The sequence below is a fragment of the Aquitalea sp. FG25 genome, from assembly GCF_057809375.1.
In genome coordinates this window covers 162386-179427 of sequence record NZ_JBMDJV010000006.1, presented here as the reverse complement: position 1 = coordinate 179427, position 17042 = coordinate 162386, and the positions used below count along the sequence as shown (strand labels likewise).

The window sequence follows — 17042 nt, the reverse complement described above, 5'->3', positions numbered from 1 at the left end:
GGGGGATTAGCTCAGTTGGGAGAGCACCTGCTTTGCAAGCAGGGGGTCGTCGGTTCGATCCCGTCATCCTCCACCATTCTTACAGTGCAAACAAAAGCGCACACAGCAGATTTTATTGCTGCGTGAATTTCTGTTTGCGTTGTTTTTACAATGCCCGATCTTTAACAAACTGAAGAAGCCGAATTAATTAGACGGCGAGATGAAACACCTGCAGTTAACTCTGCATGTGGGACAAATCGTCATCTTGGGAATTTGATTGTATCTAATGTCACGTCGCCATATCAAAAGGGGCGGTGTGACATGTCGCACAAACACAATCTTGTCAGATTGGTGACTTAGGTTACTGAAATGATAGGGTCAAGCGACTAAGTGCATCTGGTGGATGCCTTGGCGATCACAGGCGATGAAGGACGTGTAAGCCTGCGAAAAGCGCGGGGGAGCTGGCAATAGAGCTTTGATCCCGCGATATCCGAATGGGGAAACCCACCCGCAAGGGTATCCCGTACTGAATACATAGGTACGTGGAAGCGAACCGAGTGAACTGAAACATCTAAGTAACTCGAGGAAAAGAAATCAACCGAGATTCCGTCAGTAGTGGCGAGCGAACGCGGAATAGCCTGTATGTGATAGAGATTGAGATAGTGGAAGGCATTGGAAACTGCCGCCGTAGTGGGTGATAGCCCCGTACACGAAATTTCATTCTTGGTACTAAGCATACGAAAAGTAGGGCGGGACACGCGAAATCCTGTTTGAAGATGGGGGGACCATCCTCCAAGGCTAAATACTCGTGATCGACCGATAGTGAACCAGTACCGTGAGGGAAAGGCGAAAAGAACCCCGGGAGGGGAGTGAAATAGAACCTGAAACCGGATGCATACAAACAGTGGGAGCCTCGCAAGGGGTGACTGCGTACCTTTTGTATAATGGGTCAGCGACTTACGTTCAGTAGCAAGCTTAACCGCATAGGGGAGGCGTAGGGAAACCGAGTCCGAATAGGGCGCTTTAGTTGCTGGGCGTAGACCCGAAACCGAGTGATCTATCCATGGCCAGGATGAAGGTGCGGTAACACGCACTGGAGGTCCGAACCCACTAGTGTTGCAAAACTAGGGGATGAGCTGTGGATAGGGGTGAAAGGCTAAACAAACTCGGAGATAGCTGGTTCTCCCCGAAAACTATTTAGGTAGTGCCTCATGTATCACTTCCGGGGGTAAAGCACTGTTATGGCTAGGGGGTCATTGCGATTTACCAAACCATGGCAAACTCTGAATACCGGAAAGTGCGAGCATGGGAGACAGACGGTGGGTGCTAACGTCCATCGTCAAGAGGGAAACAACCCAGACCGCCAGCTAAGGTCCCAAATGATCAGTTAAGTGGTAAACGAAGTGGGAAGGCCCAGACAGCCAGGATGTTGGCTTAGAAGCAGCCATCATTTAAAGAAAGCGTAATAGCTCACTGGTCGAGTCGTCCTGCGCGGAAGATGTAACGGGGCTCAAACTGATAACCGAAGCTGCGGATTTGCACGTAAGTGCAGATGGTAGGGGAGCGTTCTGTAGGTCTGTGAAGGTGTCTCGAAAGGGATGCTGGAGATATCAGAAGTGCGAATGCTGACATGAGTAGCGATAAAGCGGGTGAAAAGCCCGCTCGCCGAAAGCCCAAGGTTTCCTACGCAACGTTCATCGGCGTAGGGTGAGTCGGCCCCTAAGGCGAGGCTGAAAAGCGTAGTCGATGGGAAACGGGTTAAAATTCCCGTACTTTTGTGTAGTGCGATGTGGGGACGGAGAAGGTTAGGTCAGCGGCCTGTTGGAATAGGTCGTTCAAGCTGGTAGGTGGTTAGGGTAGGCAAATCCGCCCTTTCATTCAACACCGAGAAGTGATAACGAGGGTCTACGGACCTGAAGTGACTGATACCACGCTTCCAGGAAAAGCCACTAAGCTTCAGCTACACAAGAACCGTACCGCAAACCGACACAGGTGGGCAGGATGAGAATTCTAAGGCGCTTGAGAGAACTCAGGAGAAGGAACTCGGCAAATTGATACCGTAACTTCGGGAGAAGGTATGCCTCTTTAGGTGAGATCCCTTGCGGATGGAGCTTGGAGAGGTCGCAGAGAATCGGTGGCTGCGACTGTTTATCAAAAACACAGCACTCTGCCAACACGAAAGTGGACGTATAGGGTGTGACGCCTGCCCGGTGCTGGAAGGTTAAGTGATGGGGTGCAAGCTCTTGATCGAAGCCCCAGTAAACGGCGGCCGTAACTATAACGGTCCTAAGGTAGCGAAATTCCTTGTCGGGTAAGTTCCGACCCGCACGAATGGCGTAACGATGGCCACACTGTCTCCTCCTGAGACTCAGCGAAGTTGAAGTGTTTGTGAAGATGCAATCTCCCCGCTGCTAGACGGAAAGACCCCGTGAACCTTTACTGTAGCTTTGCATTGGACTTTGAAGTGGTTTGTGTAGGATAGGTGGGAGGCTTTGAAGCCAGGACGCTAGTTCTGGTGGAGCCGACCTTGAAATACCACCCTGACCCCTTTGAGGTTCTAACCTTGGTCCGTTATCCGGATCGGGGACAGTGCATGGTAGGCAGTTTGACTGGGGCGGTCTCCTCCCAAAGTGTAACGGAGGAGTTCGAAGGTTACCTAGGTACGGTCGGAAATCGTGCTGATAGTGCAATGGCAAAAGGTAGCTTAACTGCGAGACCGACAAGTCGAGCAGGTGCGAAAGCAGGACATAGTGATCCGGTGGTTCTGAATGGAAGGGCCATCGCTCAACGGATAAAAGGTACTCCGGGGATAACAGGCTGATACCGCCCAAGAGTTCACATCGACGGCGGTGTTTGGCACCTCGATGTCGGCTCATCACATCCTGGGGCTGTAGCCGGTCCCAAGGGTATGGCTGTTCGCCATTTAAAGTGGTACGTGAGCTGGGTTCAAAACGTCGTGAGACAGTTTGGTCCCTATCTGCAGTGGGCGTTGGAAGTTTGACGGGGGCTGCTCCTAGTACGAGAGGACCGGAGTGGACGAACCTCTGGTGTACCGGTTGTCACGCCAGTGGCATTGCCGGGTAGCTAAGTTCGGAAGAGATAAGCGCTGAAAGCATCTAAGCGCGAAACTCGCCTGAAGATGAGACTTCCCTGAGGGCTTGACCCTCCTGAAGAGTCGTTCGAGACCAGGACGTTGATAGGTCGGGTGTGGAAGCGCTGTGAGGCGTTAAGCTAACCGATACTAATTGCTCGTGAGGCTTGATCCTATCATTTGAGTGGCTTGGGAAACCGGGCTGACGAGATAGAGTGTGTGCGACGCGATCAAAGATCCAAGATTAAGAAATCTAATTAATTCAGTGTTCCAGACAGGCGTCTGGAGTACAAAGCTTCTTCGAGTTTGTTGACAGTTTATGTCTGGTGGCCATAGCGAGGTGGTCCCACGCCTTCCCATCCCGAACAGGACCGTGAAACGCCTTAGCGCCGATGATAGTGTGGCATTCGCCATGTGAAAGTAGGACACCGCCAGACTCCCCATTAGAAGCCCAGCTCAATCGAGCTGGGCTTTTTGCATTCTAGGGTGGCTATTTATCAATCACTGCGTCTAAGCCTGTATGATTTGTGAAGCACAATCATCATGACAGACAATGCAGTATTTCTTTGGCGATGGATTCCTCATGATATTGCGCCATCTCTCTTTCAAGACTTTGCTGGTTGCCAGCTTGTTTGTGGTGACGCTGATTCCTTCGTTGGCCCTGGTGCAAACCTGGTGGCATCTACAGCAATTGACTGAGCAGGTAGACCAGAGCCAGCGACAATCGCAGCTGCTGTCGGAGTCCATGCGTGCATTTTCCAGTCAGGGTGAGCTATTCGAGCGGGCAACCCGGCAATGGAGTGTTTTGCATGAGGAAAGTTATTCTCGTGCAGGGCAAGAGGCGCTGTCAGGGTTAAGGCAACTGGCGGAGCGTCTTAAAAGCATGGATGACAGTGGCCTGCAGGTGTTGGGGCGGAATTTGGCACGCTGGAGCGGGCTGTCACAGCGGCTGCTTGATGGTGCGGATCATCCTGCGGCTGAGTGGTCACGTCAGTACGAGGCTTTGGCTGGTCTGGGCAGTGAGCTTGAGACCCATATCAGGGGGCTGGCAGAATTCAAAAGACTGCAATGGGATAGCAGCCTGCGTGCAAAGCGTCAGCAAGCCGACCGGGTTGCAATTTTATCCTTATGTCTTGCTGTGGTTTCTGGATTGCTATTGGCCTGGTTACTGGTTAGGCCATTGCAGCAGCTGCGCAGCAAGATTGCCGCGCTGGCGCAAGGTCAGCGTGGCCAGGAGTGGGCAATGTCTGCCCCTGCGGATATTGTGCAGCTGGCTACCGCGCTTGGAGAGCTTGATCGGCGTCTTGCTAGGCTGGAGGAGGATAAGGCTGATTTTTTTCGTCATGTTTCGCATGAGCTGAAAACGCCGCTGGCGGCAATTCAGGAGGCGTCCTCATTGCTGCAGGACCAGATTCCCGGTCCATTGCTGGCTTCACAGCAGGAAATCGTGGCCATTACGTTGTCCAATACCCGGCTGCTACGGCAGCGTGTTGACGCGCTTTTACTGCATGATGCGGCCAATTGGTTGGAGCGGCCGCTTGCCATGCAGCAATATGATCTGCAGGTTCTGATTGCGCAGGCAGCTGAAGCCATGCAGCCCCTGTTGCAACAAAAGAGCATCAAACTGGAGTTGCCCCAGGCTGCTTTGCTGGTACAGGTTGATCAGGAAAAATTCCGAACCATTATTGATAATCTTCTTTCTAACGCCATACGGTTTTCACCTGTTAATGGTGTGATTTCTGTGGATATTGGCAGAAATTCTGACCGTACCTGGGTATCTGTCATTGATCAGGGGCCTGGAATTTCCGCACAAAATCACACGCTTGTCTTTCAGCCCTTTTATACCGGCCCCGCTCCTGTTGGGGAAGTGCCCGGCAGCGGCATTGGGCTGACCATGGTGAAAACGTTTGCTCAATTGATGGGTGGCGATGTCGAGTCATTACCGGCTGTACGTGGCGCACATTTGTGTGTCTGGTGGCCATGAGGTTTATGGGTGAGTACTTGCATAATGCGTGAAAATATTTGTGCCCTGCTGTTGTTGGGCATGTTGTCAGGGTGTGCTGCGCTGTCTGGGCGACAGGCGCGGGATGGGGCCAACCCTTCAACTGGAAAATACCTGCTACGCAACTGTCCTGATGCGGATGCCGTGTTGAGCGGCGTACGTCGTGGCCGGGAGGCTGTACCGCTGGCGAGAGATGCGTGTGCCGGTGACCGATTGCGTTATGTGGCACAGCAGTTACTAAATGGTGAGCCGAAGTTTGATGCAATTCGATTACAGCTGGAAATGGCAAATGCCCAGCTGCGGCAAGAGCCAGCAGAGGGCTTGGCTGGCTTGTCCATATTGTTGGCCAGCCAACTGAATGAGCGCAGGCGGCATGAAGATGCACTGCAAAGAAGCAGTGTCCAGTTGGCTGAGCAGCAGCGACGTGCAGATGAGCTGGCTGCCAAGCTGGATGGTTTGCGCCAGATCGAACAATCCATGGTCAACAAGGCCAGCAAGAAGAAGATACAGCCATGATGCGTAGCGGGCGGGTATTACTGGTTGACGACGATGCGGATCTGTTACGGCTGCTTAGTCTGCGCCTGGAGGCGGCAGGCTATGTGGTCGATAAGGCAGCCTCTGCAGAAGCCGCCTTGAGCGCGCTGGCGGTGCGCCGGGCCGATGTGCTGCTTACTGATTGGCGTTTGCCTGGTTTGAATGGCATGGAGTTGTTCGAGCTGGTGAAAAAGAGCTATCCATCGATGCCGGTGATCATGCTTACCGCGCACGGCACGGTGCCGGATGCTGTCGATGCGGTTAGCCGTGGAGTATTTGGCTATCTGGTCAAGCCGTTTGATAGTGCAGCCCTGCTGGGTAAGGTGGAGCAGGCCTTGCTACTGTCCGCTCCTGCCATTGCGCTTGATGAGCAGGATGCCTGGCGTGCGGAAGTCGTCAGTTGCAGTCCTTTGATGGATGAGTTGCTGGCCGAGGCACGGCTGATTGCTGCCACAGATGCCAGTGTATTGATTCGTGGCGAAAGCGGCACCGGCAAAGAAGTGCTGGCTCGGGCATTGCATCGTGCCAGTCCACGGGGGAATGGTCCGTTTATCGCTGTCAATTGCGCGGCGATTCCGGATAATTTGCTGGAAAGCGAATTGTTTGGTCATGAAAAGGGTGCCTTCACCGGCGCGGCAGCGCGGCATCAGGGTTTGATTGCCCAGGCCGATGGCGGAACATTGTTTCTGGATGAAATCGGCGACATGCCGCTGGCCTTGCAGGTCAAACTGCTGCGCGTGCTGCAGGAGCGGGAAGTGAGACCGGTTGGTGCCGGCAAGTCGGTGGCGGTGGATGTGCGCGTGATCTCGGCAACTCACCGGGATCTGGAGTCGCTGATTGGTGACGGCCTGTTTCGCGAGGATCTGTTTTATCGGTTGAACGTGGTGGCCTTGCAATTGCCCGCACTGAGCGATCGCCGTGAGGATATTCCGCTACTGGCCCAGCATTTTCTGGCACAGCTGTGTGAGCGCTATGGTAAGGAGGTAGCGGGCTTTGCGCCTGATGCCATGGAGTATTTGTGCAGTTTGCGCTGGTCAGGCAACGTCCGTCAGTTGGCCAATGCGGTAGAGCAGTGCTGCGTGTTGAGCACGTCCGGGCTGATACCGTTAAGCCTGGTGCAAAAGGCGGTGTCTGATGGCATGGCCAGCATCCCGACACTGGCGGAAGCCCGGCGTCAGTTTGAGCGGGATTACCTGGAAAAGCTGCTGCGTGTAACTGCTGGCAATGCCAGTGTGGCCGCGCGCATTGCAGACCGGAACCGAACCGAGTTTTACCGCCTGCTGCAAAAGCATGATCTGGTGGCTTCGGCATTCAAAGATTTTTGATTTCACGCATGTCATCAACCCCCTGTCGCTAGATGGCGACAGGGGGTTTTTCTTTTAAATCATGGTGTTAGCTTTTTTCGGCTTTGGGCTTGTCGCCGGGAGGCGACAATTTCAGGTTGGTATTGCTGGGGAATTAGCAATTTTATTTTGCAAGTTGTTGTTCTGTAAGAGGTATTCATATCTGGCACGGCAATTGCAACAGCAGTGGTAACGCTCTTGTCGAGAGGTGTGCAATGAAAATCAAACGCTTTGGATTACTGCTTTTATTGTTGCTTCCCCTGCAGGCTGCGATGGCAACGGGAAGTTTGTTGATTGATCCGATTGCTGAGCATGTTGCCGTTTCTCATCTATCTGATGATGAAAAAATTGCCTGGGAATTGAATGAAGTATTGAAACCGTTGGCGGATGGCTCTGGTGCCGTGGTGCATCCCTGGGTCAAGGCCGGCATGGTGCGGCTGAAGGGGTCAAGCCCCAGCCGGGATACCATCCGGCAGCTGCTGGAGGTTGCCGCCAATGTGCCTGGAGTGCGTGAGGTCCGCTCCGAAATGTCGATTCGTCCAATCTGACTGTGTATTGCTTGATGTGAACTGCCCTTTGGCCTGCCTTCCCCCCGAGAGGCAGGCCTTTTTTTATTCAGAAGCTGATGACTTTATCTGCTTCCAGCGTCCAGCTGGCAAGCTCAGGCATGCTGCCTATCTTGACCCCGGCCAGCAAACGTCCTTGATCGAGCCCGCGTGCATCGGCGCAGGTGCGACAAACAAATACGGCAGCACCATGTGCCATGGCCTCTGCCAGCATATCTCCCAGGCTGGGACCGGCAGTGTTGCCCTGGCCGCTTTGTGCGGTAAAGACGGCATCGGATAGTAAAAAAAGCTTGATGCGGCTGGGCTGCGCATGGCTGGCAAGCGCAAGTGTCAGTCGCAATGCGCTCAGGCTGCGCTCGCTGCCATAGGGGCTGGCATTCAGTATCAATAAAATATTCTGCACGGATATCCTGTCTCTACTACAAAGTGGATTGGCCTGTCAGGGGCGATGGTCTGCAGCGGCGGCAGGCCGGTACGTTGTGGCAATGCAACAGCTACAGGCTGTTGCGATGTGCCGAATAATAGGACAAGTCGCTTGATTTGCCTTGCTCTGCCGTTACCGCCAGGGTGTAAAACTTCAAGAATATTTTATATTGTCGAACAAAGAAAAATGCAATTGTATACAATAGGCAAATCTTAACCGGTATAAACCGGGCTGCGAACAAAATCGGGAGTTTTCCATGCAATTCGAGGTGTTTGCCCTAAACCAGAGCGCCCTGCGCGATGCCATTACATCCGCATACCGTCGCGATGAACAGGAATGTGTACAGGCCTTGTTGCCGCAAGCGGCTTTGCAGCCGGCACAGGTAACCGCTACCCAGGACCTGGCGCGCCGCCTGGTCAGCCAGGTGCGGCATGAGCGTACGCGCTCCAGCGGGGTGGATGCCCTGATGCATGAATTCTCGCTAGACAGTGCCGAAGGTATTGCGCTGATGTGTCTGGCGGAAGCCTTGCTGCGCATTCCGGACAAGGAAACTGCCGACAAGCTGATCCGCGACAAGATTTCCCGTGGTGACTGGAAAGCCCACCTGGGCAATAGTTCTTCTTTGTTTGTGAATGCCGCAGCCTGGGGCCTGGTGGTGACTGGCAAGCTGGTTTCCTCGCACAGTGAGCAAGGTCTGTCCTCTGCCATGACCCGCCTGATCGCCAAGGGTGGCGAGCCGCTGATCCGCAAGGGTGTGGACATGTCCATGCGCATGCTGGGCAAGCAGTTCGTGACCGGTGAAACCATCGAACAGGCACTCGAAAACGGCCGCGAGCGCGAAGCACGTGGCTATCGCTTCTCCTACGACATGCTGGGTGAAGCCGCCATGACCGAGGATGATGCCCAGCGTTACATGAAAGACTATGTGATGGCGATTCACGCCATCGGCAAGGAATCTGCCGGGCGTGGCGTTTACGATGGCCCGGGCATTTCGGTAAAACTGTCCGCCATTCACCCGCGTTACAGCCGTGCCAAGCGCGAACGCGTGATGACCGAGCTGTATGCCCGCCTGAAGGAACTGCTGGTTCTGGCCAAGCAATACAATATCGGCCTGAACATTGACGCCGAAGAAGCAGACCGCATGGAGCTGTCGCTGGACCTGCTGGAACAGCTGGCCTTCGACAAGGACCTGGCAGGCTGGAATGGTATTGGCCTGGTGGTGCAGGCTTACCAGAAGCGTTGCCCGTTCATCATTGATTATCTGGTGGATCTGGCGCGCCGCTCCGGCCACCGCTTTATGGTGCGTCTGGTGAAGGGCGCTTATTGGGATGCCGAAATCAAGCGCGCCCAGGTGGATGGCCTGCCGGGCTATCCGGTGTATACCCGCAAGGTGTATACCGATATTTCCTATCTGGCTTGCGCCAAGCGCCTGCTGGCGGCTCAAGATGCTATTTACCCGCAGTTTGCCACCCACAATGCCTACAGCCTGTCGGCCATCTATCAGCTGGGTCAGGGCCTGGATTACGAATTCCAGTGCCTGCACGGCATGGGTGAAACCCTGTACGACCAGGTGGTGGGCAAGGACAATCTGGGCAAGGCCTGCCGTATCTATGCGCCGGTGGGTTCGCACGAAACCCTGCTGGCCTACTTGGTACGCCGCCTGCTGGAAAACGGTGCTAACAGTTCCTTCGTCAACCGCATTGTCGACGAAAACGTGTCCATCGACGAATTGGTGACCGATCAGGTGGCTGAAGCCGCCAGCCATGCGGGCCTGCCGCATCACAAGATTGCCCTGCCGGTTTCCTTGTATGGCAGCGAGCGTCAGAATTCCAAAGGCCTGGACCTGTCCAGCGAGCATGTACTGGCTGCATTGCAAATTGGCCTGCAAGGCTCCGAGCAACAGCAATGGGCAGCCTTCCCGCTGTTGGGCGATGCCGATATCAGCGAAGGCGACAAGCTGCCGGTACGTAACCCGGCCGACCATGCCGACATCGTCGGTGAGGTGATTGAAGCCACAGCGGCGCATGTGGAACGTGCGCTGCAGCTGGCTGAATCCGCCGCTGCACGCTGGGCCAATACCCCGGTGGTGGACCGTGCGGCCTGCCTGAACCGCATGGCCGACCTGATGGAAGACCACATGCCTGCGCTGATGGGCCTGGCTGTGCGCGAAGCCGGCAAGACCCTGAGCAATGCCATTGCCGAAGTGCGTGAAGCGGTGGACTTCTGCCGTTATTACGCTGCCCAGATCGTGGCCAACTTTGACAATGCCACCCACCTGCCGCTGGGCCCGGTGGTGTGTATCAGCCCGTGGAACTTCCCGCTGGCCATTTTCATTGGCGAAGTGACTGCCTCGCTGGCCGCCGGTAACCCGGTACTGGCCAAACCGGCCGAGCAGACCAACCTGATTGCTGCCTATGCCGTGCGCCTGCTGCACGAAGCCGGTGTGCCGCGTGATGTGCTGCAACTGCTGCCGGGCCGTGGCGAGATTGTCGGCGCTGCGCTTACCAGCGATCCGCGCATCCAGGGCGTGATCTTTACCGGCTCCACCGAAGTGGCGCAAATCATCAACCGCACCCTGGCCAAGCGTGGCGAGGACGTGGTGCTGGTGGCCGAAACCGGTGGCCAGAACGCCATGATCGTGGACAGCTCGGCGCTGCCGGAACAAGTGGTGACCGATGTACTGAGCTCGGCTTTCGACTCTGCCGGTCAGCGCTGCTCCGCACTGCGCGTGCTGTATCTGCAAAGCGATATCGCCGACAAGGTGATCGCCATGATCAAGGGCGCGATGGCCGAACTGACCGTGGGTAACCCGGCCAAGCTGAATACCGATGTTGGCCCGGTGATTGATGCCGAAGCGCAGGCTGGCCTGCTGGCACACATCGACAAGATGAAGTCCCGCGCGCGCTGGAACTATCAGACCCCCTTGTCTGCTGAATGCCAACAAGGCACATTCGTCGCCCCGACGCTGTTTGAAATCGATAACCTGTCCGACCTGACCCGTGAAGTATTCGGCCCGGTATTGCATGTGCTGCGCTTTGAAGCCAACCAGCTGGACAAGGTGGTGGCCGAGATCAACAGCACCGGCTATGGTCTGACGCACGGCATTCACAGCCGTATCGACGAAACCATCAACAACATCGTCGACAAGATCAAAGTGGGCAATGTCTACGTCAACCGCAACATCGTGGGCGCGGTAGTGGGTGTGCAGCCTTTTGGTGGCGAAGGCAAGTCCGGTACCGGCCCCAAGGCTGGTGGCCCGTTCTACCTGTACCGTCTGACGCGTGCAGCCTGGGAACCGAAGCTGGCACTACAGCCGGTAGCCGCTAATCTGGCCGGGCTGTCCAAGCTGGCTGCCGTGGCGGACAGCCTGGGCGTGAGTGGCCTGAATGCACGTATCGATGCCGCACGTCGTGTCTCGCCGCTGACCCATCAGGTGAGCCTGCCCGGCCCGACCGGTGAAAAGAACACGCTCTGCTTTGCCGCACGCGGCAAGGTAGGGTGCGTGGCCAGCAGCAATGCCATGCTGGCCGAACAACTGGTGGCCGTACTGGCCACCGGTAATGTGGCAGTGCTGGCGGATTCGCCGGCCAATCGCCAGTTGGCCAGCACGCTGGGCAGCCATGTCGAGCTGACGCAAGATGTGCTGACCGCGTCGCTGGATGCTGTGCTGTACGAAGGGAATGATGCCGCCAAGGTGCGCCAGCAACTGGCGCAACGTGACGGCGCGCTGATTCCCCTGGTACTGGCCGGTAAAGATGGCTACAACCTGCATCGTCTGGTGGTGGAGCGCGCAGTCAGCGTTAACACCACGGCGGCAGGCGGTAATGCCAGCCTGATGAGTATTGGCGACTGATCATGGTCAGCCCCGGAGACTTCCTGCCGATTGGCGGGAATGGTCACAAACCGGGGCTGAACGATGTTATCTGTGCCAAGCTACTTGTCATGAGCTGGCGGCATTGGAATAATGCCGCCAGCGTTTTAACTTACAACAAGCTCGCTGCATGAGATCTGTCCGTCACAAGCGGACAGGAGAGACCGAAAGATAGAGGATTCAAGATGCAATTCACCAAGCTGACTACCGTTACCATCGCTGTAGCTGCCGCTCTGGCACTGTCCGCATGTGGCAAGAAAGACGACGCTGCTGCTCCGGCTGGCGCATCCGCACCGGCTGCTGCCGCTGCTGGCGACACCGTGAAAATCGGCTTTGCCGCTCCGCTGACCGGCCCGCAAGCCCACTATGGCGAAGAATACAAAAACGGCGTGACCCTGGCCATTGAAGATGCCAACGCCGAGAAGCCGACCATCGGTGGCAAGCCGGTAACTTTCGAACTGGAAGCCCAGGATGACCAGGCCGACCCGAAAACGGCTACCCAACTGGCCCAGAAGCTGGTGGACGACAAGGTTTCCGGCATCATCGGTCACTTCAACTCCGGTTGCGCCATCCCGGCCTCCAAGATCTACTCTGACGCCGGTATCCCGATGATCGCCATGGCGACTTCCCCGGTATTCACTGCGCAGGGCTTCAAGAACACCTTCCGCTCCATGACCTCCGATACCCAGCAAGGTAGCGTGATGGGCAAGTTTGTGGTGGACACCCTGAAGGCCAAGAAAATCGTCATCGTTGACGACCGTACCGCTTACGGCCAAGGCTTGGCTGACGAATTCGAAAAAGCCGTCAAGGCTTCCGGTGGCGAAGTGGCCAAGCGCGAATTCACCAATGACAAGGCAACCGATTTTGCTGCCATCCTGACCTCCATCAAGGGTGTGAACCCGGATGTGGTGTTCTACGGTGGTGCTGACGCCCAGTCCGCCCCGATGGCCAAGCAGATGAAGCGTCTGGGCCTGAAGGCACCGCTGATTTCCGGCGAAATGACCAAGACCCCGAACTTCCTGCAACTGGCTGGCAAGGACGCCGAAGGCTCTATCGCTTCGCTGGCTGGCCTGCCGCTGGAACAAATGCCCAAGGGCAAGGAATACGCCGACAAGTACAAGGCACGTTTCAAGGCCGACGTAGCCACTTACTCGCCGTACGGCTATGACGCTACCCGCGCCATGATCCAGGCCATGAAGGATGCCAACTCCACCGATCCCAAGGCTTATCTGCCGGTTCTGGCCAAGATCAAGTACTCCGGTGTGACTTCTGCCAACTGGACTTACGACGACAAGGGTGACCTGAAAGACGGCGGCATTACCGTTTACAAGGTTGAAGGCGGCCAATGGAAAGTGATGCAGACCATCGGTGGCGGTGCTGCTGCTCCGGCTGCTGCATCTGCAGCACAGTAATTCAGGCAGTAGTTGATACAGAAACGGCGCAGAGTCTGCGCCGTTTTTTCATACCTGCCGTTAGACAAATTCCCGCAGTAGCGGGACAGATGTGCATAATAATGCGGTAAATCGATAAAACCTTTGTGATTGTGTATGACTGAGTTGTTTGCCAGCCTGCCCGCCAACCAGAACGGACGGGATTTTGTCGTGGGTGATGTCCACGGCTGTTTTACCGAATTGCGCCAGTTACTGGAAAACGTGGTGTTCGATGGAAGTCGCGATCGCCTGTTTTCAGTGGGTGACCTGGTGGACCGGGGGCCGGAGTCCCGTCAGGTACTGGAGTGGCTGGCCAAGCCCTGGTTTTATGCCGTGCGTGGAAATCACGAGCAGATGGCGCTGGATTTCGATCTGGCGCAAACCGATGCCTGCGAGCGTTATCTGAATAATGGCGGTGGCTGGTTTATCTGTCTGGCGGAACGGGACAAGCAGGCCTACCGTACCGCATTCAAGCAACTGCCCTTGGCCATTGAAGTGGCATGCGAACACGGCCTGATCGGGCTGCTGCATGCTGACTGTCCGCTCGATGACTGGAATGGCCTGCGCGAACAGCTGGCCCTGCCTCAGCCCTGGGGGGAAGAAGGCGGCAAGCTGCTGCGGCAAATTACCTGGTGCCGTTTGCGCGCCAAGGGCATGGTACGCAAGCCGGTGGTGGGCGTTTTCATGCTCTGTGTCGGGCATACCCCCCAGGCCGGGGTGCGCAGCATTGATAATGTCTGGTATCTGGATACCGGTGGCGTGTATGGCCGCAGCCTGAGCATGCTGCAGCTTGATACCTTGCAGACGCATAGCGTCAAGGTAGGCGACAAAGGATATAGCAGTGATGTGATGGAAGGGTGAACTGCCGGCATGATGACGCTGGGTTTTATTTGCGCATGGACAAGTAAAATGCTTGTATCTGCATGCCATTTAACTGTCTTGTTATCATGCCGTATGATTTTTGGTATCTGGTCCCGCGTGCCGGGTTAGTACTATTCCCCTTGTAGCAGGTTGTCTATGTATCAAACGTGTCACATTTTTTGCAGGCCGGGATTGAGTCGCAGCACAATTGCGCAGTTCTTGTGCTCTGCGCCATCGGCTTTTTTCATGGTCGGGCCTGCAGTATGAAGCCGCCCATTCCATCACCATGCCAGCAGCGTTGCCAACTGGATGCCACCGGTGAGCATTGCCTTAGTTGCCGACGCTCCATCAAAGAAATTGCCAGCTGGCCTGGTTTCAGTGATTTCGAGAAAAAAGCGGTGTGGGATCGCCTGCTTGCCTTGCCAGCACAGGCCACAGCCAAGCAGTGCCAGCGTTGCGGCGACAGCTTTGGTTGCGGAGCCAATGGGCCGGCCAACAGCTGCTGGTGCACAAAGCTGCCTAATATCATGCCGTTGGGCGAGAATGGCACGGATTGCCTCTGTCCATCCTGCTTGCTGCTGGCCATTGCCAAGGCCGGGTCTAATGCGGCATCAGACCCGGATTAACCAGTCTTCAGGCTGACAGTAGTTTGCCAGTCTTGAATGCCTGCGCCGTGGCAACTTTGGCCACGGTCATTCCGGCTGTGGCATAGGGGTGCAGCTCATGGGCATACAGCATGCCGCCGTATGCGGAGCTGAGCACCGCCACCTTGTCTTGCAAGGGGTCGATGACTTCGGCCACCGGCTGCCCCGCCGTCACCACGCTGCCCGGCGGCAGTAAAAAGCTGATCACACCCGGATGGGGAGCGACCAGATTTTCCGACCCGGCCAGAGGCGTTGCCGGGTAGAGCAGTGCTGGTAAGGCTGCGGGCGCATCGCCCGTGATCAGCCCGCGCCAGCGCAGGAAATTCAGAATGGCCGCTGCATCCTGCGTGGCCAGTTGCCGGTTTACCTGATGCTGGCCACGCAATTCCACCGTTACCGACAGGCAGGCCATTTCGATGGGAACTTCCAGTCCATCTTGCTTGCACAGGGCCTGCAGTTCCCACCAGGTCTGGCTGCAGGCTTCGTCAAAGGGATAATCACCCGACTCGGTAGCCAGCAGCTGCGCATGCGATTGCAGATAGCGCGCCAGGGGTTCGCACTGCTCCCATAGCGGGGTGCCGGTATAGATATGCAGCGCTGCATGGCTGTCGCAATGCAGGTCCAACACGATGTCGGCATCGGCAGCCAGCAACATAAGTGTCTTGCGCAGGCTGACCAGCTCGGTCGGCTCGGTCAACTGACGCAGGTGCTGACGCATGGCCTGCCTGATACGGGCGGTATTGCTTTTTGCATCTGCACCCAGTTGGGTTTTTACGGCGGCATAAACCGCACTGGTGAGCTGCGGATAGTGGCGGTTAAAATTTTGTCCGCTGGCCAGATCGAAACGGCCCAACTGATAACCCTGTATCGATTGGGCATGCCCGATGGGGTTGGCTTGCGGAACCAGAATGATTTCCCCGGCAATCTTGCCTTGTTGTTCCAGTTCCTGCAGCCGCTGCTTCAGTTCCCAGGCGGTCAGCATGCCGGGGAGTTCATCCGCATGCAGCGAGGCCTGGATATAGGCTTTGCCAGCAGGGCTGCCCGGCTGACCAAAGTGAAAGCTGGATAGCTGGCGCTGTGTTCCCAGGCAGCTGGAAGTAAGAGGGTGGTGGTGGTGGATCATGCATGCTCCGTCTCTGGCCACTGCATTGTTCTGGCCTTATTGCCATCAGACTGCAATGTAACGCGTTGTGCCTGGGATGTCTCTGCAATGTTTATGTGTGCTGTCTGCAGCCCGGATGCGACACATCTGCGGCATTTACCGTGTCGATTGGCGAGCTATGCGTTGACCTTTTGCATGATCAGAAATTTCTTATTGTTTGTTGAGAAATAACCCGGATAGTGATGCCGTTCCCCTTTCTAAGCTTAAAGAGCTTCTTGCATAAGCCCGACAAGTGGATGAAGAGGTGGGAGTGTCCGGATAATCAAAACAGGTGTCAGTGTCATGTCAAACAATCAGTTTTTTTCAATGATGCAACGCATCAGCAGCAGGCCGCAGAGCGCTGTGTCTGAATCTGGTCCCGGTGCATATGGCGCACCGGACAGCCAGGTGCAGCCTGCAGCCGGCCTCTGGGCCGAAGGCCTGCAGCCACGGGTATTGGTGGCTGAGGACAATCTGGCCAATCTGTTTTTGCTCAACAGCCAGTTGCAACGGCTGGGGTGCGAGGTGGTTGGTGTCGGCAACGGACTGGAGGCGCTGAATCAATGGCGGCAGCAGCAGTTTGACTGCCTGCTGACCGACTTGGGCATGCCACAGCTGGATGGTTTTTGCCTGGTGCGGCAACTGCGCAGCGATGGCGATATGCGTCCGGTCATTGGCATATCCGCAGACCCCGGTGAGAAAGAGCGGCAACGGGCAGAGGAGGCCGGTTTCAATATCCTGCTGAGCAAGCCGGTGACCTTGCCGGTGCTGCATACCACCTTGTTGCGCTTCAGCTTGGCAGGCAGCATGCAGCGACTGCCGGTTTATGTGAATGACAGCCTGTCCACCCTGTTTGATGGCGATGTGGTGTTGATGAAGAAATTTGTGTGCAAGTTGCTGGACAGCAACCGGCAGGACCTGGCGGAGGCATTTGCCTTGTATGGCCGGCAGCAGTGGGTGGATCTGGCGCAGGTGCTGCACAAGATCAAGGGCGCTGCCCGCTTGATTGATGCGCAGCAAGTAGCGCGGGATTGCGAACAGATGGAAAAAGCCTGCAAGGCGGGTCATGCCGAGCAGGTGGGTATTCTGCTGGAGGATCTGCGTCATCGCCTGCAAACGCTGGAGCAGCAGCTGCAAGCCATAGCGTGATGGTCTT

At 56.1% G+C, this 17042-nt stretch carries 12 protein-coding genes, 1 tRNA gene and 2 rRNA genes; 13 read left to right on the top strand and 2 right to left on the bottom strand.

What is annotated here, in order from left to right; all coding sequences use genetic code 11:
- From ACODR9_RS07830 to ACODR9_RS07800, 7 genes are all read left to right on the top strand, one after another.
- Positions 1 to 76, top strand: a tRNA-Ala gene (locus tag ACODR9_RS07830).
- Between the two features lie 279 nt (positions 77 to 355).
- Positions 356 to 3245: ribosomal RNA gene (locus tag ACODR9_RS07825) — 23S ribosomal RNA — on the top strand.
- A gap of 147 nt (positions 3246 to 3392) precedes the next feature.
- Positions 3393 to 3507: ribosomal RNA gene (gene rrf, locus ACODR9_RS07820) — 5S ribosomal RNA — on the top strand.
- A 116-nt stretch (positions 3508 to 3623) separates the two neighbouring features.
- Positions 3624 to 5054: a sensor histidine kinase gene (locus tag ACODR9_RS07815; RefSeq protein ID WP_488808623.1), complete on the top strand. Its 1431-nt coding sequence runs from the start codon at positions 3624 to 3626 to the stop codon at positions 5052 to 5054.
- 24 nt (positions 5055 to 5078) lie between these two features.
- Positions 5079 to 5588: a hypothetical protein gene (locus ACODR9_RS07810; protein WP_488808621.1), complete on the top strand. Its 510-nt coding sequence runs from the start codon at positions 5079 to 5081 to the stop codon at positions 5586 to 5588.
- Positions 5585 to 6931 (top strand): sigma 54-interacting transcriptional regulator, encoded by a 1347-nt coding sequence (locus ACODR9_RS07805; protein WP_488808620.1) that lies wholly within the window; start codon positions 5585 to 5587, stop codon positions 6929 to 6931. Before ACODR9_RS07810 ends, ACODR9_RS07805 begins: the two co-directional genes overlap by 4 nt.
- Positions 6932 to 7164: 233 nt before the next feature.
- Positions 7165 to 7497 carry a BON domain-containing protein gene (locus ACODR9_RS07800; RefSeq protein ID WP_488808619.1) on the top strand — a complete coding sequence of 111 codons (333 nt, stop codon included), beginning with the start codon at positions 7165 to 7167 and terminating at the stop codon, positions 7495 to 7497.
- Positions 7498 to 7564: 67 nt separating this feature from the next.
- On the opposite strand, the gene ACODR9_RS07795 is transcribed toward ACODR9_RS07800, so the two are convergent.
- A complete protein-coding gene (locus ACODR9_RS07795; protein WP_488808618.1) occupies positions 7565 to 7918 on the bottom strand; it encodes a DsrE/DsrF/TusD sulfur relay family protein in 354 nt (117 codons plus the stop codon).
- Between the two features lie 277 nt (positions 7919 to 8195).
- On the opposite strand from ACODR9_RS07795, the gene putA reads away from it, so the two are divergent.
- From putA to ACODR9_RS07770, 5 genes are all read left to right on the top strand, one after another.
- On the top strand, positions 8196 to 11792 hold the full coding sequence (putA, locus tag ACODR9_RS07790) for a trifunctional transcriptional regulator/proline dehydrogenase/L-glutamate gamma-semialdehyde dehydrogenase (RefSeq protein ID WP_488808617.1): 3597 nt from the start codon (positions 8196 to 8198) through the stop codon (positions 11790 to 11792).
- A gap of 2 nt (positions 11793 to 11794) precedes the next feature.
- Positions 11795 to 11944 (top strand): hypothetical protein, encoded by a 150-nt coding sequence (locus ACODR9_RS07785; protein ID WP_488808616.1) that lies wholly within the window; start codon positions 11795 to 11797, stop codon positions 11942 to 11944.
- A gap of 51 nt (positions 11945 to 11995) precedes the next feature.
- Positions 11996 to 13222: a branched-chain amino acid ABC transporter substrate-binding protein gene (locus tag ACODR9_RS07780; RefSeq protein ID WP_488808615.1), complete on the top strand. Its 1227-nt coding sequence runs from the start codon at positions 11996 to 11998 to the stop codon at positions 13220 to 13222.
- A 135-nt stretch (positions 13223 to 13357) separates the two neighbouring features.
- Positions 13358 to 14101 carry a metallophosphoesterase gene (locus tag ACODR9_RS07775; protein WP_488808614.1) on the top strand — a complete coding sequence of 248 codons (744 nt, stop codon included), beginning with the start codon at positions 13358 to 13360 and terminating at the stop codon, positions 14099 to 14101.
- A gap of 263 nt (positions 14102 to 14364) precedes the next feature.
- Positions 14365 to 14727, top strand: a complete 363-nt coding sequence (locus ACODR9_RS07770; RefSeq protein ID WP_488808613.1) for a cysteine-rich CWC family protein — start codon at positions 14365 to 14367, stop codon at positions 14725 to 14727.
- A 7-nt stretch (positions 14728 to 14734) separates the two neighbouring features.
- Here the strand turns inward: ACODR9_RS07770 and ACODR9_RS07765 are convergent, their stop codons facing one another.
- The gene (locus ACODR9_RS07765; protein WP_488808612.1) at positions 14735 to 15868 is read right to left on the bottom strand and encodes a M14 family metallopeptidase; all 1134 of its coding nucleotides are present in this window, start codon (positions 15866 to 15868) and stop codon (positions 14735 to 14737) included.
- 381 nt (positions 15869 to 16249) lie between these two features.
- On the opposite strand from ACODR9_RS07765, the gene ACODR9_RS07760 reads away from it, so the two are divergent.
- The gene (locus tag ACODR9_RS07760) at positions 16250 to 17035 is read left to right on the top strand and encodes a response regulator (protein ID WP_488808611.1); all 786 of its coding nucleotides are present in this window, start codon (positions 16250 to 16252) and stop codon (positions 17033 to 17035) included.
- Positions 17036 to 17042: the final 7 nt, after the last annotated feature.

Coding starts and splice junctions, on each gene's coding strand:
- ACODR9_RS07815 (WP_488808623.1), top strand. CDS start 3,624: ATGCAGTATTTCTTTGGCGATGGATTCCTCATGATATTGCGCCATCTC.
- ACODR9_RS07805 (WP_488808620.1), top strand. CDS start 5,585: ATGATGCGTAGCGGGCGGGTATTACTGGTTGACGACGATGCGGATCTG.
- ACODR9_RS07770 (WP_488808613.1), top strand. CDS start 14,365: ATGAAGCCGCCCATTCCATCACCATGCCAGCAGCGTTGCCAACTGGAT.
- ACODR9_RS07775 (WP_488808614.1), top strand. CDS start 13,358: ATGACTGAGTTGTTTGCCAGCCTGCCCGCCAACCAGAACGGACGGGAT.
- ACODR9_RS07765 (WP_488808612.1), bottom strand. CDS start 15,868: ATGATCCACCACCACCACCCTCTTACTTCCAGCTGCCTGGGAACACAG.
- ACODR9_RS07800 (WP_488808619.1), top strand. CDS start 7,165: ATGAAAATCAAACGCTTTGGATTACTGCTTTTATTGTTGCTTCCCCTG.
- putA (WP_488808617.1), top strand. CDS start 8,196: ATGCAATTCGAGGTGTTTGCCCTAAACCAGAGCGCCCTGCGCGATGCC.
- ACODR9_RS07810 (WP_488808621.1), top strand. CDS start 5,079: ATGCGTGAAAATATTTGTGCCCTGCTGTTGTTGGGCATGTTGTCAGGG.
- ACODR9_RS07780 (WP_488808615.1), top strand. CDS start 11,996: ATGCAATTCACCAAGCTGACTACCGTTACCATCGCTGTAGCTGCCGCT.
- ACODR9_RS07785 (WP_488808616.1), top strand. CDS start 11,795: ATGGTCAGCCCCGGAGACTTCCTGCCGATTGGCGGGAATGGTCACAAA.